A 25,451-nucleotide genomic window follows, 5' to 3' on the forward strand; every position below is an offset into this window, starting at 1 on the left:
ATCTTTAAGAAATTAGGGCAGGTCTTTCTTTTTCCCTGGAGGATAAAGAAAAGCCCTGGTTCCGTTGGCACTGCAAGATGAAATGATTGTCTTATAGGCTTCTTTGCAAAATTACTTTTTTATTGTTATTACACTTAGCTACTCCCATTGAGCATCGCCTTTCCTAACCAGAAAAAACATACATCATGTGTCATTTTTTCTGAAGTTTTTGCTAAAATCCAAGACTCAACTTCCTGCCAAATATCACCATTCATATCTTTTTTGTCTCGTTGTAGAAAAAAGGCAATAAGCCATTTCATCTCCATACTGCCTTGATGGGGTAGGAGGATGGATGTTGTTTTAACTTCTTTCTCAAAGGGTATATTTAGGCTAAGTAGTGCTGACTCTATATCATCTGCAGTATAAAATTGCTCATTTTGATTTCCTATATAATGCTTGAAATGTGATTGAATTTCATAAATTCCACGATGCCCTCTTAATACAATTAAACCTGACTCTCCAGCATCTGCTATTTTCCTAACGATATAAAGTAAATCCAAACACCAATAAAGACATTGGGAGGCGATAACCCAATTGAAATACTCATTACCTGAATTTTCTAAAAAATAGCGTTCAGCAGTTCCAGAAAAGGTGTTCGTTTGAATGGGAATAGTAAATTGATTTTTGGAATATTCTAATAACGCATCTACACTTGGTTCTACACCGGTTATAGCGACTTTTGCAGGCATTCTACTGCCGTAAGCATCAATTATTTTTTTAATTAATGTGCCGTCATGGCAACCTAAATCCAAAATATTGAGCTCCTGTGAAGGAGGAGAAAAGCGAGTACTCATTAAGTCAATAAGTATGGATTTTTCACTCGCTTTAGCGAAATAGGTTTTGAAAAACTCACTGCTATCATACATAGACATTTTTAGTCCTTATCCGTGAGGTCCATATAAATAAACATGATTTGGAGACTGTAACCAATTGCTCTTGGGATAATTCACTCCCAACGTTTCAATGAATTGAAAAGATAAAGCTTTACGTGAGTAGCTTGAATTATTTACTGGACTGCAATGAACAAAATTACCATGAAATAATAATGCATCCCCAGCCTTGACTTCCAAGGGCGTATAACAATAATTTTCAGTGGTAAAATCAGGAATATAGACTTCATTGAGCGGAGCAAATTGTCTGGTTTTAAGTTGATGATTTACCCGTGAAACCCACTTTAAGGGCCAACGGTTGCTGCCCATAATTCCATACATGCACGCATTTTCTATGCATGCATCTTCTAAAGCTAACCATAAAACTACTACTGAAGTAGGCTCAGTATAAGCAAAAGTTGATTCTTGATGCGGCCTAACCTCACTGCCTAAACCATGAGGGTACTTAGGAATATAAACGCTCAAATGACAAATTGGCCGTCTAAATCCTATACCTTTAAAAATCAACCTAAGCATGGGATTTTTGTAAACTGTTTGTTGCATCATTGAATATTTTTCTATGAGATGCATACCATGCCCAATTCTATTAATTACTCTTACGCTGTCTATCACCTCGTAAAATACATGTCCTTTGTGACTGGAGGATTGAAAATAAGGTTCAGTGACATAATCTTTTGGTTCTGATTCTGGTTTCAAAGGATTTTTAGAATAAAAGCAAACGATTTCATTATTCCAGTTTTGCGCAATATCTAATTCGGCATCATGCTGTATGATTGCAATTTCATTTAATAAGTCAGTGAGCTCTACCTGATTAATGTACTCTTTAAGAACAATAATGCCATTTTGGTTATAACTGTAGATTGCCTGGTTTAAATGGGATTGAAGATCACAAAAATTGTACTCTTTTAATGCATTTGAATTGGTAATCATTTTCATCTTTCACCTCTATTTGAAAGCACTTCAAACGGGCATATCACTTTTATGTCCAAATCAGGATGTTTTTTGCGCTTTATGGTGTAATTTAGAGGGATAATGGCAATCTCTGTGGATGCACCAGCTTCTGCACTAATGAGATGACCACCAAAAATTTGGAAATTAGCATCACCTATGGCGGCATGAATGTGTACAAACAAGCCCTCATCAGCTAAGGCCACATTGCCAGTCAAGGAAGCAATTTCATAGGTTCCCTGAAACAACCTCTTGGTATGTTGTTGCGTATCACGATGATAAAAACCCATAGTGATATTGGATAAAGCACCAATACCTGTAAAAATTGCGGATTTTAAATTAATAGAATATGTATAATGGATTATGCTTTGAAATAGGTTTTCGCCTTCTTTTAGGCTTAAGATAAAAGGAGAACTTTCGGATTGATGCACAATAATGGCTCCTATTGAGTTAACAATAAAGAGCCATCACCAAAAATCTAAAGATGTGCTCGATCAGGATGGCTTAAAGAGTACCGAACACTAACGATTTTCTTAACTTAAATTAAATCAAATTCTAATTTCTCATGTCAAGCTACTGTAACCCTAACATCAGAGACCAGCTTTTCCTTTTAGGATAAAAAAAAGACCAGCCCCTTTGCATACTTTAGAACATAAAATCCAATATTCATTCTATTTGCCTTGTAATTGCTCTATACTCCAGTTATATGTAGCAATTGATATTTGATTATGCCAAAAAATCCAGCTTCTGAATTTTTGCTTGCAATGGAAGTTGATCCATTAGAACAGCCACGCCGTTTGCCTCCTAAGTTAAACGCAGAATTTCGTACCGCTTCTGAATATTTTAGAAACAATCCAGATGTTTTTAAATTAGCAAGAACAGATAAAACAAAATTCCAAGAAAGATACGTTGTTAAACATGGAGTGCGAGCAAAACTTCCTGATACACACCATAGTTTTTTTAATTTTAATGGTAAATTAGTCTGTACTTTACCTGGAGCAGAAGGAACTATAGGTTCAGGTAATTATGGCAAGGGATGTCTAGCAATGGACGAATATGGACATGTTTTTTTAATGAAAGTCGAGAAAAAAGCTGTTCTTCAGAGGCGCGCTAAACTTAAAGAATTTGGTGCAGACAATCTACAAGACTCAATGAAGGAAGAAATAGCGATTGGGAAGGATGTTGGGCTCATCGTTGCCTCAAGGCAAAAGGGAGGAAATAGTAAGGAATACGATGCACCAGGTTATTCCGAATACATTCCAGAACAAACCTATGTATTAATGCGATTTGGTGGGGATAGTGTCAAGCAAAAAATCAAAAGCCCAGATTTAACTCCAGAGCAAAGAGTGGATATAGCGATCCAGGCAGCTTGGCAATGTCATTTATTGCATCAAGGTTATTTATCGAGATCTGGTGTTCCATACGTACATGGTGATTTAAAACCCGATCAGCTCGTCGTTAATGCTCAAAATCAATTATCCTTGGTCGATTTTGGTTGTGCCAATAACAGATTAGAGGAAAAGCATGGAAATGATTCCGGTTCCTTTGACTATTTATCACTATCATGTAAAAACTATACACGAAAAGAAGTAGATCATTTTGCCCTGCTTAGAACAATTTATATGCCTGGGATCTTTAAGGACAAAATGGGAATGCCAAAAAAAAGAGAAGAAACATTTAAGTCAGATAATGTTTCTATATTAGACGATGGAAGTATTGAACAATATGGCCTTAGAAAATGGTTTGATACGTCCAATGGTGAATTACCTATAGACAGCAGCCCTGCACAAGTAGCATTTTTATTAATTTTAACTCAGCGTCAATGCCAACATCTTTTTGATCGCTATAAGAATAACCAAGAAGTAATTTCTGCTTTAAATATTGTCTACCAGTCCGGATACATTGCTAATCAAGAACTTAATGTTGAGTCATTTTTAACTAATGAGATGGCAATAAACTGCTTGGCGAAGCTTACGCCAATCATGCATTTAATGGATAAGGACGCTCAATTAAAGCTTGTTGAGCAAATTCTGAGTTCAAATCTTAATTTAAATACATCAGAGCAACATCCATTATTAACTTATTTGCAATTTGACTCTCAAACACGGCATTCAATTACCCCAGTTATAAGCATTGCAATTAAAAATGATGTTGACCTTAATGAGGTTCTTGAAAATATTGAATTTATAAAAGCGATATCTCCTCTTATTCGTGATAACCCCAAAACTATTATTTTTGGACCTGGGGAAAATATAGTGGAGCGATTATGTCATGAATATAAGGAGGAACTTGGCAAGAATCTTCCTCTGTTTTTCGCCACTAAAAAATCTCTAGGCCCAGAAAAATTTAAAGAAATTTTTAAAACTCGGGACGTGATGGAGGCATTAAAATATGAGGTTCAGGAACATAAAGCCAAATATTCTAAGAAAGGAATAGGATTTTTTGGGCGAAAAAACAATGATGGTATAAATAAATTAAATCGATTAGATTGTAGTGACGAAAATACATATGGTAAGTTTGCACATAAGATTGAAGGCATTAGTCCTGATGGTGCATTACCTTTTTTTCGTTCGCGCGATCCTGAAATTCAAAAATTTTATTGTATTGCCCATGTTCTCTTAAGTACCGTAGGGTGCATTAAAGAAAATGAGCAAATTATGAAAAAACAAAATAACTTACTCCAACTTTAATTATTGAGCATAATTAGTAATTAAGTATAGGTCTTTTCTTTTCCCTATGGGATCTCGTTTTGTAATACTCAATTTTTATGTAGCAATTTCACTCCGTTATTTCTGTAATTTAACTCCTATTTATGTTAAAAAATTCTTGCTGAGTTTTGATTTATGGATTTTCAGCGAGCAATTATTTTTATTAACAGGAGTTACGTTCATCATTTGGTTGCCTCAGGATAACTAAGCTCTATTTAAAATAAAGGAGATGTTTAAATGTCATTTAGCAAAGAAGAAATTAGTTCTAATAATTTTAGTTGGTCTAATTTTTTGAACTGGGGTACTGTATATAGAGGGTATAATGCAGGAGTTGCATTGCTCGTTACCTATCAATATTTGACCAATCCAGAAGCTTCATTTATTGAACATATTCCTGACATCCTTATTCATGCGGCAGAAGCAGTCATTCCGAACCAATGGTCTCAAATTGCAATCGTTGCAAATGTTGGGCGTGCATCCCAAGCTGCCTATGGATTTTTCTCTGGAAACTCGACAATCCCTAGTGTCGCAAACTTGGTCGATGTGGGGAATCATTTGTTAAATACAGCCCATAGATTGTCTTAATCCCTATCTCTAGCGAATTGTTAAAAACATTGAGGGTAGGTCTTTCCCTTTCTCAGTAAGCATAATCTGGTTGCAAGCAGCCAGGTTATGCTTGCATGTGGGGATATCAAATGTATGAATACTTAAAAACTGGATATGAAAGGGTCTATCTATGATCAATATTCTACACCACCCTATTTTCCCATAAATGACATTCCCATACTTACGCCTTGATCAAGTATATCCTCTCCTTCATCTATTACTGAGCTAACTAGATTCTGTCCTCCCCCGCTTCCATTTATCTGCAAAACCGAATCTAAATTATCAGGCAACAAAGATGAGGCTAACTGCATAGGATCTAAACTAGATATAGCTCCTGATGGGGCACTCAAGGAAAAGCTTTGGTCATCTTGATCATCAGGAGGGGATTGGGATTGGTTTTGCCCCTGATTTTGTAGCATCTTATCAGCCTCATCTAAAGCTATCTGGGCGGCTACTACCCCGACTATCTGGGCCATAATGAATATCTTTTTATAAAGTACCATATATTAAGAATAGCATAAATAATGAACACATCTAAATTTCTCGGCGCTGCTCCGCAGCAAGCCTGGTTACTTGCAACCAGGAGTACAATTTAATCAGTCCTACCTTCATTCCCAAAACTGGTCAGGCTGCGCTTGCTAGGCTGCCAAGCCTTCTAACAATAAAATTAATAAAAATCCAACGAAAAAGCACAAAGTAATCAATGGAGTTTCACGAACTTCATGTGCTTCAATTAAAAGTTCTTCTGTAACGAGATAAAGTAACGCCGCAACACCAAAAGATAAAATTACATTCGTAACCGTTTGAGGTAAATGAATTAACAAACTTGCACCAAGACCTGCGCCAATTGGAATCAAGAGTGCCAAAATAAAACTCACTAACAAACGGATAGGTGCACTAACTTGCCTTGCTCCTAAAGTGGACGTGGTCGATAATCCTAAGAAGAAAATTTCAATGGAAAGGGCTATAGCGATAAGAATTCCTCCTTTTTCGCCCGCTAAAAAAGAGACGCCAATCAAAATACCATCTACTAATAAATCAATTCCAACCGCAGTTAATAACCCCCATGATATACCGTTTTTTTGTTGTTCAAGATCTTCTAATCTACTGGTCAACCATTTTAAGAACAACATCCCCAAAACACCTAACGAAAAACCAATAATAAGCGCAATGGGATCGTGATATGCACCGATTTTGGGCAGAAGTTCTTTTGCTACTGCAGCAAAAACAACTCCCGCAGCAAAATGTTGCGTGGCACTTGTTATTTGATTACCCGGCTGATAAATACTGGCAATTCCTCCACCAATAAACATTAATGCGGCAGGCATTAATGAATATAGAATTATAAAAGTGATGGATGGGGCCATAGTCGTTTTTTAATTAAGGTAATAGTTTATACAGCATAGTGAAATATTCGAGCTAATTCAACACGCGTAGGCTGTGCTGAAAGCCTGAGAGAACCTCATCTTTTATAAAGCCCCGTTAGCGTATTTGTAAGGACAAAAACTGAAGACTTCTCAGCGGCAGTAATTCACAATAGTACAAACTATACGCATTCCAGTTAATATTTCATTAACACTGCATGCTCATAATTTGAACTATCAAATTTAAATTAAGGCAGTTTATTATGTTTACACCACTTGAAAAAAATCGAAAACAAGAACACAGTCGTTTATTAGAAAATATAACGGAATTGCATTCCCTCATTTATGCGTGCAGAAGCATGGTGTTAGCCGCTCTTAAGAAAGAAAATCTCGAAGCAACCGAGCCAAACAGCTTGCAAGAAATCAACTGGAATTTATTTGTACTGGAAATGAATAGTGGCTCTCAAAGAGATCAATTGAAACATTGTTTATATCTTTCGTTTTCCTCTTATTAACCATCTGGAATTTGCAGATGGTTTAATCTATTGCCCTCATTGGTTTATTACATGGGAGCTCAAATTTTTATAATTCATTAGCTTTTTGGATAATACAGTTACCCTGCCTCTTGGTTTTTTTAAAGAACCATCTCCTAGAGGAGGTGTTCCATACTCATAAATAACTGCTCTGGTATAGCAATATTAGGGGGCAAGTCTTTCCTTTTTTCTGTAGGCTAAAGGAAAGACCTGACGTATTTACCTATATGTCGCAAAATTTTAAAATCTCCAAGCTTGCAACACATTAATAAAACCATTTTATTGTTAAACCACGCAAGGGACAGTCTGAACTCGCTCAGGGGCTTTTCCATCGTGTTTCGGTGCTAGTCTAGTGGTTAATTTGCGATAACTATCCAGTACACTATCTGCTACTGTCAGTGCATCAGGAAAGCAATAGTTGATTTGTTTGCATTGATTAGCAAGTACATGGAGCTTATTCCAATCACTTATATTTTCTTTATTGATTTTTTTAGAGTCGAGTAATTGTTTATAACAGAAAAGTTCTAAAAATCTTTTTACTTTATCTTTGTCAGCTGTACGCTCAACTGTATTATGAAAAATTTTATTTATTTGCAGCTGCAATTTTTTTTGGGTCAAAGGGAATTCTGTATTCTCAATAATGAATGCCGCTGCCGCTTTAAAAAAAGCAGAAAACTCGAAGCTTCCTTGAGGTTGTTTCTTCTGTTTGAAAAAAGTGGCAACTGGAGGCTTCTTTTTTCGAATGAATAAATCTAAAAATTCACTGTTTTTTAAAGTAGCATCTAACAATAATTTAAGTGTTGCATGCTTATTATCATCGTTTTTATGATCTTTCATAGCAACGGAAGCAGCTATATATAAAGTAGGATCTATATTGGTCCAATGAGTATTTGTTAATAAAGCAATGAGGTCTTGATCACAAGGAACCTTTTCACATTCTTTTAAAAGTATTCTTCGTAGCGAGCCTTGATAGGCAGCAATGTTTTCTGGATCATTTAGAATAGAATCATCGGTTATGATGTCGATAGATTGGCTAACTACTAATTTAAATAGCGCGCCACTGTTTTCTTTTTTCTCTCGGTTAAAATAATCATAAACATCACTAAAAAATTGGGGATTGCTCGCAGCTTTTCTTATTAAATGTTTGAAAAATTCATTGTTACTCTGTTCTTCAGAGGATAAGGCAACGATTTTCTCCACCTCATTCCACAGTATTCGATAAAAGATCTCTGGTTTTCGCATCTCGGTGTTTATTGATATTTTCTTATATGTATCTATTCTTGAATGAATATAATTTTTGATATCAGCCCTATTCGTTCTACTCAACGCTTTATTCTCATTAATTACTGCCTCATAATGGCCTATCGCCTTGAATGCTTTTGTTAGGGTTTCAGATTTCCTGGTATTACCGAAATAACAGTTGACTATTCCTTCCACCGATTTATCAAAAATATAATTGATTAATTGTCTCAGGTGAAAAAAATCATCATCAGTATCTATATTGAAGGGTTTATTTTTTAGATCTTTGCCTGATTGCAGCATAGGATTTATCAAATGCTGGATAGTGCTTAGGTCCTTCATTTCCGTGGTACACCATTTATAGACATCTTCAGGTAATCGTTCTTTTAACAGACCTTTTAAATTTGCCAGAACACAATTACCTATTTTTTTGGATTTTACATGTTTGCCCAAGCTAAAACTGAAACCCAAATCTTTTAGTGCCTTATCATATTGATCATAAAATTTCTTATAGTCCTCTTCATTACCGTTTACTACTTCTAATCCGGTAATTTTTTCAATGGCCGTTCTTAACTTATTTAAATCTAAGCCAGTGATATTAATGCGATAAACTAAATTATAAGTCGCTCTCTGACCATTGCCACGATTGCAATGGGTAATGACCAATTGATTTCTTTCCTGATATATTTGGGTATAGATTGCGTGACCAATGCAGTTATGCTCAATTGTTAAATCATTACCAGCAAGGAGCTTTCTAATTCGTTTTAAAGTAATCTCATTTTTATCTTCGATAACGATTGTTTTAATTGACTCATAAAACCGATTAAGAATGCTTTTGTATTTCTTTAACTCTGAAGCAGAATATGTTTTTCCTGCTATTGTAATGTCTTGCGAAAGGACAGCTAGCAATAGTTTTACAAATTCTTCACTAGCTGCTTTAACAACTAACCCCTGCCTTCTAATATGTTCTTTTTGATTAACCACTAAATCAATCCGATAACCATGAAACATAGTTGCCCAGAAAGCCAAAAAGTTTTTATTTTCGGCATCATTGACATCGCTTAGCCATTTTTTCTTTTTAGTGATCGATTCATTTAATGTAGCTCTCTTTTTCGCTTTGCCTTTTTTTGATTTTATTTTATTTAATTCTACTTCTGCATCGGCTATTTCCTGTTTGACCCGATCATAAGCTGCTGAAGTCGGTTTATTGAGATTCTGGCGTTCGAGATCTGTCCGCATGAATTGCTCGAATACATGAGTAAAATTTACTGTTTTTGCTACCGGTGGATTGGATACACCATGTGTCATCCTGTGCTTCTTTCTTTTATAAACATCTTTTTTTGATTGCATATTCTGACTACCCCAATGATCTGCCCTATCACCATACATAGTTAATAGATATAACACATACAGTTACATTGTAAATCCAATTTTACGAAGTTCAATCAGATTGTATTAATATTTTAATTAGAAATTTTGAGCCGAAAAGTGCAGTGAAGTGTATAGAGCCAGGTCTTATCTTTTGCCTGTAGAATAAAGGACCTGAGCCCGTTTTGCTTTTGCAAGTTTCAACGAGCAAGTAAGTTGGATCACAATGACCATGTGCTTGCTTTTAATACTTCTCAAATAAATTATTTACAGACCACACAGTTCACTTAATCTAAATAAAATACAAATTGTATATTTAACAAAGGAGTTGTTATGCTTTCAAAAGGATTTTTTTCCTCTTCTACATTTAGTTGGGATCAAGATTTATCAATTAGAGATAATGTTCGTAAAGTGATGCAGGACTATCTTCCTTATGGATTTAATGTACTAATGAAAAATTAGGACTCAGGTGAAATTCTTTCTTTTTATCTGACTGTAACAATTTAATGCCCTCATTCTTGCTTCATGATGATTAATAATTGGCTTGGGGTACCTTGTATGCAAATAAATCCTATTACAATCAGTTGATTCCCAAGGAGCATGGATTGATGGCCTTTCTAATTTAGAAAGTTCCGGAACCCAATGACGAATATAACTACCGTCAGGATCGAATTTTTGGCTTTGTAATACAGGGTTGAAAATACGAAAATAGGGTGCCGCATCAGCACCACATCCGGCTACCCATTGCCAACTGGCACTATTATTTGCTAAATCCGCATCAACAAGAGTATCTAAAAACCAGTCGGCGCCCAACCGCCAATCAATCAGTAACCCCTTAGTAAGAAATGACGCAACAATCATACGCACACGATTGTGCATATATCCTGTAGCCCATAACTCTCTCATCCCCGCATCAATTATTGGGTAACCGGTCAATCCTCTTTGCCAGGGAGTTAATAATTGCTCATCGTTCTGCCAAGGAAATGCATCAAACTCACTTCTAAAATTATCATAGGGAAGATTAGGGAAGTGATACAGTAAATAAGCTGAAAACTCCCTCCACCCAAGCTCTGATAAAAAATGTTCTGCTGAGGATAAATCACAGCTTGAATCAAGCTTTGCTAATTCAATTGCTCGTACGATAGTTAACGGACTGATTTCCCCAAAATGCAAATGAGGTGATAAACGTGATGTTGCATTTTTTATAGGAAAATCACGATTTTTTTTATACCCATTGAGATGATACTTGATAAACTGACGAAGTTTGTATTGCGCCCCCTCCTCTCCTGGAGTCCAATAATTACTAAATTGTACTGCCCAATTGATGTTGGGTAATAATTTCCAATCCAAAAGCTTATCGCTTTGAACCTCAACTCCAGTTGGACGATGCTCTAAATGCATAGGCGGTTGAATATTAAGAATTTGTTTACAGTATTTCCAGTAAGGAGTAAACACTTTAAAATAATCGCCGTTTTTATTTCTTATCGTCCAAGGTTCGTGAAGCAAGGTTCCATTCGAACTGTAGACTTCAATGCCTCGCTCCAACAAAGTTGCTTTAATCTTTTTATCACGCGAAATAGCTGATGGCTCATAACAACGATTCCAAAATACTGAGCTTATAGAAATTGTCTTGGCCAAATCTAAAATAATTTCTAATGGCTCACCTTTACGAAGGACAAGATTTAATCCGCATTGATTTAAGGAGCGGTTTAAAGAAATAAGGCTATAGTGAAGCCACCAGGCTTGTGCTCCTCCTAACACACTATTTTTTTCATTATAAATATACAACGGAATCACAAACTGGTGATGAGAGCAAGCCTCGATGAACGCAGGATTGTCGTTTAGCCTTAAATCTTGTCGAAACCAGATTAATGCAACACCCATATAAATCTCGTGATGAACTGAATGTTTTAATTTATCAATTTCAATAACAGATTCATAGAAAAAGTATTTAATATGTCAGGCAAATTAGACAGTTTTCAAATAATTTAAGTCAAAATAGAACCTAATACATTGCACCATGAAACAAATATTGTTTCTCAAAAAACTGTCTCTTGAGCACATCCTTGCCTACCCCCCGCGGCTTTGTCCGCGAGGTCCAGTGTTTTAGGCAGATCTTCTGGATCCCGCGGACAAAGCCGCGGGACGTCGGAATAGGCTGAACTGGTTTTCAGCGATGTGTAGAAAATTCAGCTCAAAAAGAGAGGCAGATCATACCTCTTTTTCTGAAACTCGTAAAACATATATACCTAATTGTCAAAATAGTCTTTATTTCTTGTTATAAGGAAAAGAATACACGTGTCGATTCTATTTTATTCATCAAAAAATAAGACTTCACCAGAAGCAACATCGTACAAACCACCAATAATTTTAATGGTTCCTTGATCCTTTAACTCTTTTATAACACTACTTTTATCTAGAATATTTTGAATGCTATTTTTGATATTAATTTTGGCAACTTCATTGACATAAGCGAGATTACTCCCGTTTCGATTTTCTTTAAATGATTTCTCCAAGCTAATTGCAGGTTTTATTTTATCTAAAAGCTGAGTCAGATATCCTAGCTGAGCTTCATCACAAGCCCCTTTTATTGCACCACAATTTGTGTGACCAAGCACTACAATTAGTTTAGATCCAGCTAGCTTACATGCAAACTCTAAACTACCGATAATGTCATCATTTACAATATTACCTGCAATTCTAATGCTAAAAATATCACCTAGACCTTGGTCAAAGATTAATTCTGCTGGTGTTCTTGAATCAATGCAACTTAAAATCGTGGCAAAAGGGTATTGTGCCTCTGCTGTTTCATTGACTTGTTGAAGAAGGTTACGATTAAATCGCAAGTTTTGAATAAAACGCTCATTTCCTCTTTTGAGTAAATCAACTGCTTCATCGGGAGTAATATTAAGCTGATCTTCTTTTTTAAGAGTTTTCATATCGATTTCCTTTTTTATATATCAGTGAATATAAATACCAGTGTTTTAAATTGAACCTATGATAATAGTTTATTGACTTATATAGATTAGAATTAATAGCTCGTTATGTTAAAGGACTAATGAGTTAGAATATAACAGAGAAAAGATAGAATCCATTTTACTTTGATAAAATGAGGAAAATGTGATGCAAAAATTTTAAAAATAATCCCTGTTTCTTTTACAGAATATATTAAGAGAATTGCTGGTCGTGACAAATAAAAAATGAATTATAGAAAACAAGATTTTTTTAAGTAACCCCTACAATTTTAACGAAGCATTTAATTTCTCCATAACTCCAGCGCAGAGTAATTTTTGAATTCTTAAACAAAGGAAATTCTGCGTTATTTAAGAAATTGGATTAAAATACTAATAGCGCTTTTAAGTTCATTAAAATAAGAAAAAGCTAAGATTAATATAATACCAAGTGCAAAACCTATGGCACTTGCCTTACCAAAACGAGTATAAACGGTTTTTAATTGTTCTAGATATATTAAATTCTTAAAAGGTCCTAACCACCAAAAATAAAATGGGCGTTCCCAAAAAGGTTTTTCAAAAATACCGCCTGTAACAAACAATTGTTTACCACATATACTACAGTAAAATACTTGAACCTTATGAGTAACGAGACGATTCTCAAATTTTACAATAGGCTCCATACTTTTCTTACAAAATTTACAGGGTAACTTCATGATAAAAACCTTTTTAAATATCCTGATATTAAGTATAAAGGAATTACTATCAATAACTCATTTAATGTACTTTCACTAAGCATAGCCATTCTTCTTTACCTGTTGATATGCTTGAGGCGAAGAACAATCACACCTACTAATGAATTACAAATCTCCTCATGAAAAATGTTATTATTTTTTAAACTAAAGAAACAAATATATCTTAAGATAAACAATTATAAATAAATCATGAGTAGAGCGACAGTTCGAAAATTAAGATTCTCCAAAAACAAGGTTATAAAATTTAAAGAATTTGTTTAAGTACAAAAATACATTTAAAAATGTGCTGCTCGAATTCTTATTTCTTGCTCAATAAGGAAAAAATCATGAACAAGGATTTATGCTTCATAAGTGCAGTAGAACTAAACACTCTTTATCGAGATAAAAAAACGTCTCCCGTTGAAGTGTGTCAAGCAACTTTGCAGAAAATCCAAGATATAAATGGTGAAATTAATGCGTTTCAGCACATTGATGGGGAAACAGCAATGGAAATGGCCCGCCTCTCAGAAATGCGTTGGTATAGAAAAAAAGAACTAGGATTCATTGATGGCATTCCTCTTACAATAAAAGATAATATTTTAACAAAGGGCTATCCTTCTTTATGTGGTTCAAAGACAGTTAACCCTAATCAACAGTGGAATATTGATGCTCCTGCTGTTGCGAGACTTCGAGAGCAAGGGGCTGTATTTTTGGGAAAAACAACTATGCCCGAATTTGCATGGAAGGTAACAACCGAAAGTCCTCTCTTTGGTATAACACGTAATCCATGGAATCAGAGTTATACCCCTGGCGGCTCTAGTGGTGGTGCTGCGGCAGCAGTGGCAAGTGGTATGGGTACTTTGGCATTGGCATCGGATGGTGGGGGGTCTATTCGTGTACCGGCCAGTCATTGTAACCTCGTGGGGTTTAAACCAACGCACGGTCGGGTGCCAGATTATCCCCCGTCACCATTTGGGACTAACTCCAATATTGGGCCTATTGCCAGAACCGTTGCAGATATCGCGTTAATGATGAATGTGATAACTCAATACGATTCTCGAGATTGGTATAGTTTACCGCCGGAGCATGTTGACTATCTAAGAAAGATAAAAGGTAATGTAAGAAAAATTAAAGTTGCCTATAGTCCAGATTTAGGTTTAAGTTCAGTATATTCTCCTATTACACCAGAGGTCGCGGAAGTAACTAAAAAGGGGGTTGCTCAATTAAATTTAATAGGCGTTGCTGTTGAAGAAATTGACTTAGGAAACAATTTCTTTGAAAAAGGAGCCAAAGCTTATGAGACCATTCGCTTTGCGATGCTTACTTCCTTGGTATCAAAGTTAACTCCTCAACAGCAATCTGTAATGGACTCTGAGCTATTGAAGACCTCTAAAGAAAATTCTATATCCCTTAATAAGTATTTAGAAGCGGAACAAGAAAGACGTTTGTTTGGTTCCAAATTAAACCAGTTTTTTGCTAAATACGATCTTTTAATAACACCTACTATCCATTGTCTTCCTGGACTCGTAGAACAACTTGCTCCAGAACCCTTTTTAACCATGTGCTTTAATTTTTCAAGACATCCAGCGATATCGATACCTTGTGGTTTTTCTAAAAATGGGCTGCCAATTGGATTGCAAATGATTAGTGGGCATTATAGAGATGCTTTTTTACTCAAAGTAGCTTATGCATTCGAGCAAACACTGTCAAATTAAGTGATAATAATAGGACGAGCAAATAGCTTCTTTTCTAAATATAAATGCTTCCTACTGTTGGTCAAGGGAAACAACACCTCATGTCGCATCTCCTTTCATCTCCGGGGCGAGGGCAAGGCGATAATCCCTGCCACTCTAAAATTTTTTAAGACTAATTGACAAGTATCTCAATACACGGGGAAGCGTTATGCGCTTCATCTAATGAATGCTCAGTAAAACTTCCCGTTTTCATGCAGTTTGGAGACCAATGCCCCATTAACTATTAACGACAACCAACTGTATTAAGTACCCTTATTTCTTGCTTTTGCCAACATAGTTAATTTCTCGCCTTCTAACAATCAGACTCAGGGCCGCCATTAGAGGAGCATTGCGATTTAGGTGAACTATTATTGACAACAGTAGTCGATAATACTGGTATCGCGAAAATATCGCCAGAAGCTGATACATGGGACGCCTCGTTTCCTTCAAAAACAACCATATTAGCGGCATAAACTCCATATCCCTCACCGCTGCCTCCTAAAACATTAATCGTAGAATTAGTAACCGTCGCATTACCGCTATTGCTATTGAATAGATCCGCTAAAATCCCCATCGTGAAAAGGTCTCCACTCGCATTAACTACTGAATTCGTAACAACCACATTCCGATTAAAACCCGCAATACCCACCACCTCACCTCCACCATTTGCAGTTACCGTGGAATTCGTTACGAATGCGTCCATATCACCGTATACGCCGTATGTCGTTCCACCACCTGTTGCCTTCACTGTGGAATTATCGATTATGACCGTATTGCTATCACTTACAACTGCATAGGTATCTCCTCCTCCTATAACACTACTGATGGAATTAGTTATTGTAAGCCCATTGACCGCCAATATTCCTACAGTCTGCCCTCCGCCGACAGCACTAACATTAGAGCTGTCTACAGTGGCGTTGTTAAAAGCTTGCACTCCATAGGCAAAACCACCACCAAAGACCTGTATGTTAGAATTACCTACCATCAAATTATTGTTACCGTACACTCCGAAGGTATTTCCTTCACTAACAGCCTTAATGATGGAATTAGTGACAATACTATCATTGGCAAATACCGCAAGGGTCTCGTAAACACTAGTAGCATTAATACTAGAATTATCTATTATCAAACTATTATTGCCGGATACTGCGATAGTAGTACCTTCACTCACGGTGTTAATGATAGAATTCATAACGGTACCATCATAGGCCGATACACCTACAGACTGGCCCTGATTAGCAATTGCACTAATAATAGAGTTATCTATTATTAAACCATTATTGCCAGATACTGCGGTAGCATTCCCTTCACTCACGGCACTAACGGTAGAATTACTGACATTACCATCATAGGCTGATATCCCGTAGGCAAGTCCTCCGTCACTGGCAACACTAATGAATGAGTTATTAATAGTTGCATTGCCTACAGCACTGATCCCATAAGCAGCACTTCCTAGACCCGGTAGGCTTTCAACATTTATGGTGCTTTGGGTCATTATAGCGTCGTTATCAGTATAAAGACCATACACTTGCGCAGCCGAATTCTGGAGATGAAGACTTGAATTAGTCGTTGTACCATTATTGTGAGCATATATTCCATATTGCTCGCCAAGTCCATTTAGACTCATTATGGAAGAGATAAGGCTGGCATTGTGTTCTGCATAAACTCCAGTTAAGGTTGCGAAATCAGTTCCTATTACATCCAAAAGAGAAGTTAATACTAATGCATCCTGGTCTGCTTTAACTGCAAAAACACTACCTAAACCCGTACTACCAGAAGTAATATTAGAATTAGTTACCAACACATTATCTTTACCGTAAATGCCGTAGGTATTTCCCTCATTTAAACTTGCGGAAAATATAGTCGTGTTATTTACATAAGCATTCTCACCCGCAAAGACAGCATATGTTTCGGGGGCACCACTGCCAGTAGCAGTTACAGCTGAATTATAAACATTTATATTCCCAGTAGCACCTGCAGCGATTAATTCATCAAATCCTGTTTCAGTCAATAATGAAGGGATAATCTGGTTGTTGTTGGTAACTTGCACATCATGAATCAGTCCATTACCTGTCCACCATAACCCTCCAACAATCTCGGGACGAGCATTACCACTTGCTGGCTGTCTAAAATCATAGGTTCTGCCCCAAATACTTTGTCCATTATATAAGTTAACAAAACCATCAGCGCCCATGGTAGGAACTTGATAAGTTCCTGACGCAAACCATAAAGACGCGTTCGGCGCTACAGCATTAATACCAGTAACAACACCTTGATACAAATCAAGACAAGGATTTTCAGCGGTACAACTATTTAAGTTAATGGACCACTGATTACTGCCCTGAGGACTAAAAAACCACACATTATCAGCAAGCAGTTGTGTTGGCCCGCTGGCTACAAAGCTATTACGAACAGGACTCGCAAGACCATAAGATTGACGTGCAATATGGCGAATAATAGGCTCTTCCATTCGATTGCTTAATCGGTTAACATCCGTATGATTAGGACCGCCAAAACTGTACCGAATTCCTAATGAGAACTTATTTTTATTTTGGTTGTCGTAATTATTTTGAACAATAAGCGATGCATTATTATTCATATATAATTCAATATTGGCCTCTACTCCATTAATGCTTTTTGCGGTCTTATAATCGAAGTGATAGACACCTCCTCGTACCCATCCCCCTTTCAGGAATGGGAAATAACGCCCTACCTCTCCTTCTACACCATTACCGAACTCATTCACCAAAGCTACCGGAGTATCAATAAAACTATGCCCGTGACCACCAGCTAAATAATTAGTCATCCCCGAATCACTTAATGTAGATTGAGGAATATCACTCGCCATTATATATTGATAAGGCTGTTGGCGATCACTCATTGGAATATAGCCCTGAATACGTGCTTCATAATGGCGAGTCAATAGTTCAATACCAGGGTTTGCAAGCCATGCATGGGTATGCGCTCTGGTTCGTTGATAATCACCAAAAAAATAACCGCCTAAAATAACCTCATGCGTATTTAAAGTAGTTAAACGACGAAGACCCGAACCAAGGCTAAAAGCATAATTATCATACCGCCCAGCCATAAAACTACCGTCAGCAAACCATAAATGATTCGCATTACCTTGAATAGGAATTAAACTATCTACAAAACCTCCTAACTGATTTCTTCCTCCAAGCCCTTGACCGGTATAACGTTTAGTCCAGGGAGTCCCTGCACCCAGTAATTCATTTTGAGCATTAGCATTCAATGCATTTAAGCTTAAAAGAGCTATAGCGACAACGACTGGTTTTATTTTTAACGTCCTTATAAGCATTCATATATCCTTAGTGGTTTTTAATATTCAACAACAAAAATTAGTTAGGTTTAGAGCAAATTAATTTTGAAAAATTATGCCTTTTATTCATCACTTAAAAACTGATTCTTTCACAATCAACTATGGAAATCCAGGGCATAAGTTATGGGTAATAATACCCAGATTGACATTATTAGAGGTTTTCCATAATCTCTAGATTTACATAAGGAGCTTCATAATGACAAGGCTGTCCGCCACTATAGTTGTGTTGGGTTTATTTTCAGGAGTAGTACATGCGAGTAAAAATTTGCCAGAGGATCATCTGAATCAGGTTATCTTCTCTGCACAATCTGGGATACAGCAACAAGACATAAAAAATCCCACTCCATTCAAAATAATTAAAATTGACGTAAAGCACCTTCAAACCCAATTAAAAAAAACACTCAAAGTTAGCGCAGGCACTCCGATTCAGTTACCGTTTCCTGATGGAAGTATCCACACTTATAAAGTATGGGAAAATCATACTCTTCACCCTGATTTAGCTGCTCACTTTCCTGAAATTAAAACCTATAATGCTTATGGTGTTTCTAATTCTGACGAGTTTGTTAAGTTTGATATTACCCCCGCTGGCTTTCATGCAATGATTATAAGACCGGGAAAAGATACTCTTTATATCGATCCAATATCTAATTCGCCTAATTCTCTTTATAGGGTATGGACTAATAAAGAAATCCCTGTGAGCAAACCAGGCCAGTGCCTTGTCGAAGATAGTCTAAGTATGGAACCACAACGATTGAAAGCGGAGGCAACTTCTTGTACATTAAGGACCTTTAGACTCGCGCTCGCCGCTACTTCTTCCTATACTGCAGCCCATGGAGGAACTGTCGCCGGTGTACTTGCAGCACAGAGCACCACTGTCAATCGGATTAATGGGATATATGAGCGTGATTTAAATATTTCTCTGCAATTAGTCAATCCTACAGCTCCCGCTTATCCCTCCTCTCCTTATCCCATTATTTTTGGTGATCCAGCGAATCCCACACCACCCAATCCTTATACATCAAACAATGATGTGAGTATTTTGATAGAGGAAAATCAAAATTTCTTCAATAATACCATCGATCCAAACTCTTATGACGTTGGCCATGTTTATAGCTATACTAAGAGCATGGAAGATCTTACTTATGCAGGCTTGGCTACTATAAGGAGTACCTGTAATCCTCTTTATAAAGCTCGTGCCGCCAGCTTATCCTTTTATGTAGCTCCAAACGATTTTGATATTAACGTTATTGCTCATGAAATAGGACATCAATTTGGTGCCACACATACTCAAAACAATGAATGCAGTCGCACTCCAGAATCTTCGGTAGAAACCGGCAGTGGAGTCACTACCATGAGTTATGGTGCATCTTATTGTTATCCGTCTGTGATCAATGCTAGTTTTGATTTTTTTCATGCCTTCTCGGTACAACAGATTGAAGCTTATCTAGCTACCCTGCCCAACCCACCTACTTGTGGTTCGAATACCTCAACATTACCTATACCGGCACCGACAATTAATTCAACGAATGGTAATTCTGTTATACCGGTGAATACGCCCTTTACTCTTACAGGAAATGTTACTCCAGGGGCACCTTCCGAAATTTTAAATTATATTTGGGAGCAAATGGATATAGAAATAACTCATCAACCACCTGTTAAAAGCGCCACTGGAGGCCCCAATTTTAGAGATTTTCTTCCTAATAGGTCACCTATACGCTATTTCCCTAACCTAAATGATTTAGCTAGAGGAGGACCTTTCACCTGGGAAGTGTTGCCTTCTGTCTCACGAACACTTAATTTTAGACTCACCGCTCGTCAGAATAACCCAGCACCTGGAGTAGGCTCCTGCAACGCGTTTACTGATGTTACCGTAACAACCGATGCGAACTCCGGCCCTTTTCTTTTAATTCACCCTAACCGTAGCGGTATTATCTGGACTCAAGGATCTAATCAAAATATTACCTGGAAGGTTGCCAATACAAATAATCTCCCTGTTAATGCACCTTTTGTCGATATCTTGCTCTCAGTTAATGGCGGTTTAACGTTTCCTTATGTGCTAGCAACACACATTCCTAATTCAGGAAGCACTTACATCAAAGTGCCATCTGTGAGTACCTCCACAGCACGGATCATGGTTATGGCTTCAGATAAGCGGTTTTTTACAGTACCAGGAAAAAATTTCACTATAAGATAAGAAAAAAGTGTGTTGCAAAAATAAATGGGCCATTATAAAAAATGGCCCATTTAGATTAAGGAATAAATATTAAAAATGTGGTTCTTAAGAAAATTTATCTTATGTAAATCATAATTAACTATTTCTTTTAGCAAACTCACCTTGGTTCATTACTCATAGAATTTCTTGAAATAAAGCAAATAATAAAAATAGATAATTAAATCGGGAATAAAGATCTTTACTATGCAAGGTTGCTTACATGAAAAACACACAAACCATTAAAGAGATGATAGCTTTATCTACCGGGATTCAATCTTATTGTATTCCTCTGAAAGAAATAGGGTTTCATACATTCACTGTTCTGATTAATTTTGATAATAACTCACAAATAAATTTAAGCAATCGACCTCAATGGATTAACGATTATTATGAATTAAAATTATATGAAAGCAGTATATTTGATACAAATCCTACATTATTTAACAGCGGAGTGAGCATTTGGCCTCAAGACTCTCATTTACCAGTATTTCAGCATGGATTACTTCACTTCGATAGCGGTCAAGGAATAACAATCTGCCATCGCGCAATAGATTACACCGCTTTTTATTTTTTTTCCGGCTCAAAAAAAAATGCGGGATTATTAAATGTCATTATTAATAATCTTACTTTTTTTGAGGATTTTATTAATTATTTTACTAGGGAGGCCGATCACATAATTAGTTCTGCATTTTCTTTGAAATTTAGTCGAATACAAAAAGAAAATAATAATATATTAAGTGATTCTTTTATTCTTAATAACTTAAATAAATACAATAAGTGCCAACTTCGAATACAAGAAATAAGAAAAAAAATAACCGATAAACCAACCCCATTTAACTCAGAATTATCTTTAAGGCAAAAACAAGTTCTTTTCTGGTATGCAAAAGGTAAAACTGCCAAACAAACAGCTAAAATATTAGGGCTTTCTCCACGCACAGTAGAACGACATTTTGAAGAAATTCGCAAAAAAAAAGGTAACAAAAATAAGCAAGAAATATTAAATGAATTTTTGAGATTATCCTATGAGGGAAGATTAGAGTTTTAGAATATTTAAATAAAGAAATCTGAGACCAATTTTCAGCTAAAAGTGTCTTCTCTAACAGGAGAAAATACATCTTTGTCCCTAGCATTATATTAAGTTGCGTGTATCATTTTAAAATTTGATTCTTTTTCACAGTATTTTAGTAACTAATCGCTTTAAAGATAAAAAGCATTTTCCAATTTCCAATTAATATTTTCTTATGGTTTACTATGTTATTTAATGAAAATTTATTACAAATCAATAAAATTGTTAGCGCTCTTAATGAGCTTTTCAATAATATTAACTACTCCTCTAGACACCCTCAATTTCAAATTTTTTTAACTTGCTTGGAAAGCTTATTGCAATCAACTCAGTATATTAATTATTTGCCGAAACAGAGTTTTTATTTAAAGCAAATTAGTTTGCTTAGAGAATTAAAAGTGTGTCATAGGAAGTGTTTAAATATGCTCTATATCTCAAAAGAATATAGTGAGTTTTTTCCTTCTCATATTCCTCTTGATATTGTTGATGATTTACTGATGAAATTAGATAATATTTGCAAGACATTAAGGGATAAAGAAGAAACCGAAGTAAAGCCTTATATTAAAAATAAATGGATAATGAGTTTTCCATTAGCAGATAATATTCGAGAACGCCTAGATCAGGTTTTATACTCCTTGAATAAGTCCATGCTAACAAAGAATAAATTACCGCCGTCTGTCTTTATAAGTTATGCCTGGCCATTTCCCGATAAGATTAAAGAAGAGTTTTGGATGCATAATTTTATTTTAATTTTAGCTAATGATCTCAAAAAGGCCGGAGTTTTAGTATTTGTTGACTTTCAACATAGCAGATGGGGACATCGTATCCAATCCCACATTAGTCGGATTAAAGAGTGTGACGCAGTTATTTTATTAGGCACTTCTTCTTTAAAATCAAAATATGAAAATCCGGATTTTCACATGGTGCAAGATGAGCTCAGCGAAATAATCCATAGTCATAAACCAGTAATACCTATTTTACTTACGGGTGATTTTTTCGAATCCTTTCCTAGAGCAATTGTAAGAAACTTGGCGATTGAAGATTGGCGAGAGGAATCGTATATCGCTCATTTAAAAGACCTATTACAGCACCTATATTCCCCTAACTCCAAAGCTTATAAAACCTTATGGGATAGCTTATTGCAGTTTGTACAAACCCAATTTCAAAATAAGGCCAGCGTTAATTTGTCAGGTCAAAGACTAGGAACATTAATTAGTTCAAGCTCATTTCAATCAAAGGAAAAAGCTAAAACTTATAAAGAAACAACTTCGGTGACCATACGCAAAACTGACGATCAAATGGATAAACAAGCTGATTTATTTCATGAGAAACAGCGATTTTTTAGACTTCCTCCTTTACAAGAAAAAAATAATCCTTATCGGCTCCCGCAAATTAACCTAAAACTAAAATAGGAATCTTTCTCTCATTCAACAAGTTACAAGTTATGCGTGCTAAAAGCCCACTGTTGATGGGCTTTTTCATATTTCAATTACCCTCTTATATCGCTAACAAAGACAGGATAATTATTAGGTGTGCCAGCCATTACTTCAGTGTGACCTTGATTATTTATATAAATAATTGTCGGGGTTCCCACAAGACCTGTATATCGAATGAAAGCCAACTCATTCTCATTTAAGGAACGAATAGCATAGGCTGACGGATTAGTTGATGGCGGAATACCCCCGCTTTCGCTTATGATATTAAAATTATCTTCATTATAAGCAAAAGCGCCCGCCGGGGTTGCAGGATAACCTGAGCCAGGCGGCACTCTTCCATCAAGGATAGCCCAAACTTTGCCTTGAGATGAGGGTTGCAAGAAGCTAACTAGAATCCAATGAATTGATACTTGCCCACTTATAACATAAGGCTGCATGCCCTCATAAAAATCATGGCAAACAGAGCAGTTTGGTTCGCCAAAAACATAAATTGTCTTGGGCGCATTCGGATTTCCTTCTACAAAAGAGGCTAAGGAACGTACTACATCGTATGAAAAATTAGCAGGAACCTGCTTGTTACTTCCATAACTACTCATAGGCAAGTTGCTGATATAATCTAGGAATGTGGTCGCTTGTGATGATGGAGGTGCTGGAGGCGGTGAAGGAATTTGAATGGCTTGGCCGCCAACTACGGCATAACGTTGGAACTGATCAATGAAGATAATTTGTTTATCTACTGTTTGATAAGCTAACAGGTTGGCAATATCATTAGAGGCGCCAGGGCCAGGAGGAATGATAGGATTATAAGGAGGCGTGATGGGGATTCTTGTCGCACTGCTTAACAGTAAGGTAATTTCCGCAGGATTACTTAAAATTTGTCCGTCTATAATGAGGAATTGACCATTTACGTCCACAATGCCCTTTTGTGGAGCCCAATGAGATTCTGGTGGGAAAGTAGCCTCGTACTTTAATAAGTCACTAAAGTAGAAACTTGTTTTCACTTGCGGTGGAGCAAAAAAGATACTCCCATACGCGGCTCTGACGCTTAATTGGGCAGGGGTAAGTATCTGAATATCCAAAATATCCGCCTGGCTTGGCTGATAGCATTGATTGGGATTTCCCTGCGCACACAGCACTGGCCCACCCTTTATAGTTCCAGATAATCCACCATTTACATATAAAGTCAAAATACATGATTGATGAGCACCTAGAGGAGACGTACATCCTGAAGGAGTAATACCCTGTATAGGTTTCATCTGTAGAGTATGCGGCTTGCGTGACTGATTAGTCACTGTATATTTTACTTGGGCAGTATCTGTTGTACCTATAGACACTTGAGGTGGAAATCCTGGAACAGGTATTAAAGTCCATAAAGGAGCTCCAGCATACACTACAACAGTAAAACAAAAAATGCTAAAGCCAATTCCTATTTGATTTATTAAGCGAAACAATTTCATATCCATGTCCTTATGCCAGGTAAGTGAGGTTAAACATCACTCCATTCGTGTAGAGGTGGTTTAAGCTAAGTCCGCTATTTTGCGTTTGCCCCGCAGCTCGACCAAGATTGCTCTTGCCCCAATCGGCAAATTCATACCCAACACCCACCTGCCAATGATTATTCAACGCTTTTTGTACACCTGCGCCCACCGTATAGGTGAATGTGGTTTCGGTATGAGATTTAAAATTTGGATTCGGTAGGGCCTCAAAAATTATTGGCGTGTTACTAAAGGAGTAAGCATTGTTAAAACCAACACCTATACTGCCGCTTATCCAGGGCATAAGCCAATACCCCATATCCGCCAGAAGCTTCGCTTTTGCTGCGATATGGGTATGTTGTATTTGGTACTCATAGGTATAATTAGCAAACTCTGGGTCTGCATCATCCCAAATCATCCCGGATAGATTCGCATTGCTGGTTGCGCCTACTGCTAAACCAAGCTGTCCCTGGATGATTTGCGACAGTCTTTTTTGAAGACCAAGAAATACTTCGCCATTAAATAAAGTTCGAGTCGACTTATTTGCTACATAAGTCTTTTCAATCTCAGGTGCCAGATAAAAAGTTTGCGTTTTACCCCCATCCTCCCAAACCGGCCCCGCACTAATAGTGCCAACCCAGGACCACGTAGGTACCACAGGCCCCATAGTGCCTGCTAAGGCACTCCCAGTTACAACGCTTGCTGATAACGCGAGTGCTAAAAAATTCCTATTCATAAAAACTCCCTAAAAAAATATAATGACTGGTTCAGATAAAAGGATAACACGGTCTTTCAATGCTGTTTGTGTCCAT

The 25,451-nt window shown here is 36.7% G+C and carries 20 protein-coding genes; 8 read left to right on the plus strand and 12 right to left on the minus strand.

Features of this window, described 5'->3' with window-relative positions; all coding sequences use genetic code 11:
• Positions 1–134: 134 nt before the first annotated feature.
• The 3 genes from A8O27_RS03535 to A8O27_RS03545 are packed head-to-tail and all read right to left on the minus strand — an operon-like array spanning position 135 to position 2,308.
• Positions 135–911: a class I SAM-dependent methyltransferase gene (locus A8O27_RS03535; RefSeq protein ID WP_058460495.1), complete on the minus strand. Its 777-nt coding sequence runs from the start codon at positions 909–911 to the stop codon at positions 135–137.
• 9 nt (positions 912–920) lie between these two features.
• Positions 921–1,865 carry a phytanoyl-CoA dioxygenase family protein gene (locus A8O27_RS03540; protein ID WP_058460494.1) on the minus strand — a complete coding sequence of 315 codons (945 nt, stop codon included), beginning with the start codon at positions 1,863–1,865 and terminating at the stop codon, positions 921–923.
• Positions 1,862–2,308 carry a PPC domain-containing DNA-binding protein gene (locus A8O27_RS03545; RefSeq protein WP_058460493.1) on the minus strand — a complete coding sequence of 149 codons (447 nt, stop codon included), beginning with the start codon at positions 2,306–2,308 and terminating at the stop codon, positions 1,862–1,864. The genes A8O27_RS03540 and A8O27_RS03545 overlap by 4 nt, the downstream gene beginning before the upstream one ends.
• Before the next feature lie 297 nt (positions 2,309–2,605).
• Here A8O27_RS03545 and A8O27_RS03550 point away from each other — a divergent pair, with 297 nt between their 5' ends.
• Both A8O27_RS03550 and A8O27_RS03555 read left to right on the plus strand, forming a co-directional pair.
• Entirely contained in the window at positions 2,606–4,567 is a 1,962-nt protein-coding gene (locus tag A8O27_RS03550; RefSeq protein ID WP_058460492.1) for a protein kinase family protein, read from the plus strand.
• A gap of 255 nt (positions 4,568–4,822) precedes the next feature.
• A complete protein-coding gene (locus tag A8O27_RS03555; protein ID WP_058460491.1) occupies positions 4,823–5,170 on the plus strand; it encodes a hypothetical protein in 348 nt (115 codons plus the stop codon).
• A gap of 173 nt (positions 5,171–5,343) precedes the next feature.
• Here A8O27_RS03555 and A8O27_RS03560 read toward each other — a convergent pair whose 3' ends face one another.
• On the minus strand, positions 5,344–5,667 hold the full coding sequence (locus A8O27_RS03560; RefSeq protein WP_058460490.1) for a hypothetical protein: 324 nt from the start codon (positions 5,665–5,667) through the stop codon (positions 5,344–5,346).
• Between the two features lie 162 nt (positions 5,668–5,829).
• Positions 5,830–6,558 carry a ZIP family metal transporter gene (locus A8O27_RS03565; RefSeq protein WP_058460489.1) on the minus strand — a complete coding sequence of 243 codons (729 nt, stop codon included), beginning with the start codon at positions 6,556–6,558 and terminating at the stop codon, positions 5,830–5,832.
• Positions 6,559–6,818: 260 nt separating this feature from the next.
• On the opposite strand from A8O27_RS03565, the gene A8O27_RS03570 reads away from it, so the two are divergent.
• Positions 6,819–7,070 carry a hypothetical protein gene (locus A8O27_RS03570; RefSeq protein ID WP_058460488.1) on the plus strand — a complete coding sequence of 84 codons (252 nt, stop codon included), beginning with the start codon at positions 6,819–6,821 and terminating at the stop codon, positions 7,068–7,070.
• A gap of 303 nt (positions 7,071–7,373) precedes the next feature.
• Here the strand turns inward: A8O27_RS03570 and A8O27_RS03575 are convergent, their stop codons facing one another.
• Positions 7,374–9,635, minus strand: coding sequence for a hypothetical protein (locus A8O27_RS03575; protein WP_235810558.1), 2,262 nt, complete (start codon positions 9,633–9,635; stop codon positions 7,374–7,376).
• 393 nt (positions 9,636–10,028) lie between these two features.
• On the opposite strand from A8O27_RS03575, the gene A8O27_RS19280 reads away from it, so the two are divergent.
• Positions 10,029–10,157 carry a hypothetical protein gene (locus A8O27_RS19280; protein ID WP_259293077.1) on the plus strand — a complete coding sequence of 43 codons (129 nt, stop codon included), beginning with the start codon at positions 10,029–10,031 and terminating at the stop codon, positions 10,155–10,157.
• 3 nt (positions 10,158–10,160) lie between these two features.
• Here the strand turns inward: A8O27_RS19280 and A8O27_RS03580 are convergent, their stop codons facing one another.
• The 3 genes from A8O27_RS03580 to A8O27_RS03590 all read right to left on the minus strand — a co-directional run bounded on the left by A8O27_RS03580 (position 10,161) and on the right by A8O27_RS03590 (position 13,362).
• Positions 10,161–11,579: a cryptochrome/photolyase family protein gene (locus A8O27_RS03580; RefSeq protein ID WP_058460486.1), complete on the minus strand. Its 1,419-nt coding sequence runs from the start codon at positions 11,577–11,579 to the stop codon at positions 10,161–10,163.
• Positions 11,580–12,007: 428 nt separating this feature from the next.
• Complete coding sequence (locus A8O27_RS03585; RefSeq protein WP_058460485.1) at positions 12,008–12,634, minus strand: carbonic anhydrase family protein; 627 nt, start codon at positions 12,632–12,634, stop codon at positions 12,008–12,010.
• A gap of 380 nt (positions 12,635–13,014) precedes the next feature.
• A complete protein-coding gene (locus A8O27_RS03590) occupies positions 13,015–13,362 on the minus strand; it encodes a hypothetical protein (protein WP_058460484.1) in 348 nt (115 codons plus the stop codon).
• Between the two features lie 365 nt (positions 13,363–13,727).
• On the opposite strand from A8O27_RS03590, the gene A8O27_RS03595 reads away from it, so the two are divergent.
• Positions 13,728–15,095 (plus strand): amidase, encoded by a 1,368-nt coding sequence (locus A8O27_RS03595; RefSeq protein ID WP_058458448.1) that lies wholly within the window; start codon positions 13,728–13,730, stop codon positions 15,093–15,095.
• 331 nt (positions 15,096–15,426) lie between these two features.
• On the opposite strand, the gene A8O27_RS03600 is transcribed toward A8O27_RS03595, so the two are convergent.
• On the minus strand, positions 15,427–18,432 hold the full coding sequence (locus A8O27_RS03600; RefSeq protein WP_058458447.1) for a beta strand repeat-containing protein: 3,006 nt from the start codon (positions 18,430–18,432) through the stop codon (positions 15,427–15,429).
• Positions 18,433–18,649: 217 nt separating this feature from the next.
• Between A8O27_RS03600 and A8O27_RS03605 the strand changes: the two genes are divergently transcribed.
• From A8O27_RS03605 to A8O27_RS03615, 3 genes are all read left to right on the plus strand, one after another.
• Positions 18,650–20,647 carry a reprolysin-like metallopeptidase gene (locus A8O27_RS03605; RefSeq protein WP_058458446.1) on the plus strand — a complete coding sequence of 666 codons (1,998 nt, stop codon included), beginning with the start codon at positions 18,650–18,652 and terminating at the stop codon, positions 20,645–20,647.
• 238 nt (positions 20,648–20,885) lie between these two features.
• Positions 20,886–21,710: a helix-turn-helix transcriptional regulator gene (locus tag A8O27_RS03610; protein ID WP_058458445.1), complete on the plus strand. Its 825-nt coding sequence runs from the start codon at positions 20,886–20,888 to the stop codon at positions 21,708–21,710.
• Positions 21,711–22,150: 440 nt separating this feature from the next.
• Entirely contained in the window at positions 22,151–23,140 is a 990-nt protein-coding gene (locus A8O27_RS03615) for a toll/interleukin-1 receptor domain-containing protein (RefSeq protein WP_131744471.1), read from the plus strand.
• Positions 23,141–23,217: 77 nt separating this feature from the next.
• Here A8O27_RS03615 and A8O27_RS03620 read toward each other — a convergent pair whose 3' ends face one another.
• Positions 23,218–24,621, minus strand: coding sequence for a thioredoxin fold domain-containing protein (locus A8O27_RS03620; RefSeq protein ID WP_058458443.1), 1,404 nt, complete (start codon positions 24,619–24,621; stop codon positions 23,218–23,220).
• Between the two features lie 10 nt (positions 24,622–24,631).
• On the minus strand, positions 24,632–25,375 hold the full coding sequence (locus tag A8O27_RS03625) for an outer membrane protein (protein ID WP_058458442.1): 744 nt from the start codon (positions 25,373–25,375) through the stop codon (positions 24,632–24,634).
• Between the last annotated feature and the right edge of the window lie 76 nt (positions 25,376–25,451).

Origin of the sequence: Legionella bozemanae, assembly GCF_001648595.1 — a bacterium.
Classification (GTDB): domain Bacteria; phylum Pseudomonadota; class Gammaproteobacteria; order Legionellales; family Legionellaceae; genus Legionella; species Legionella bozemanae.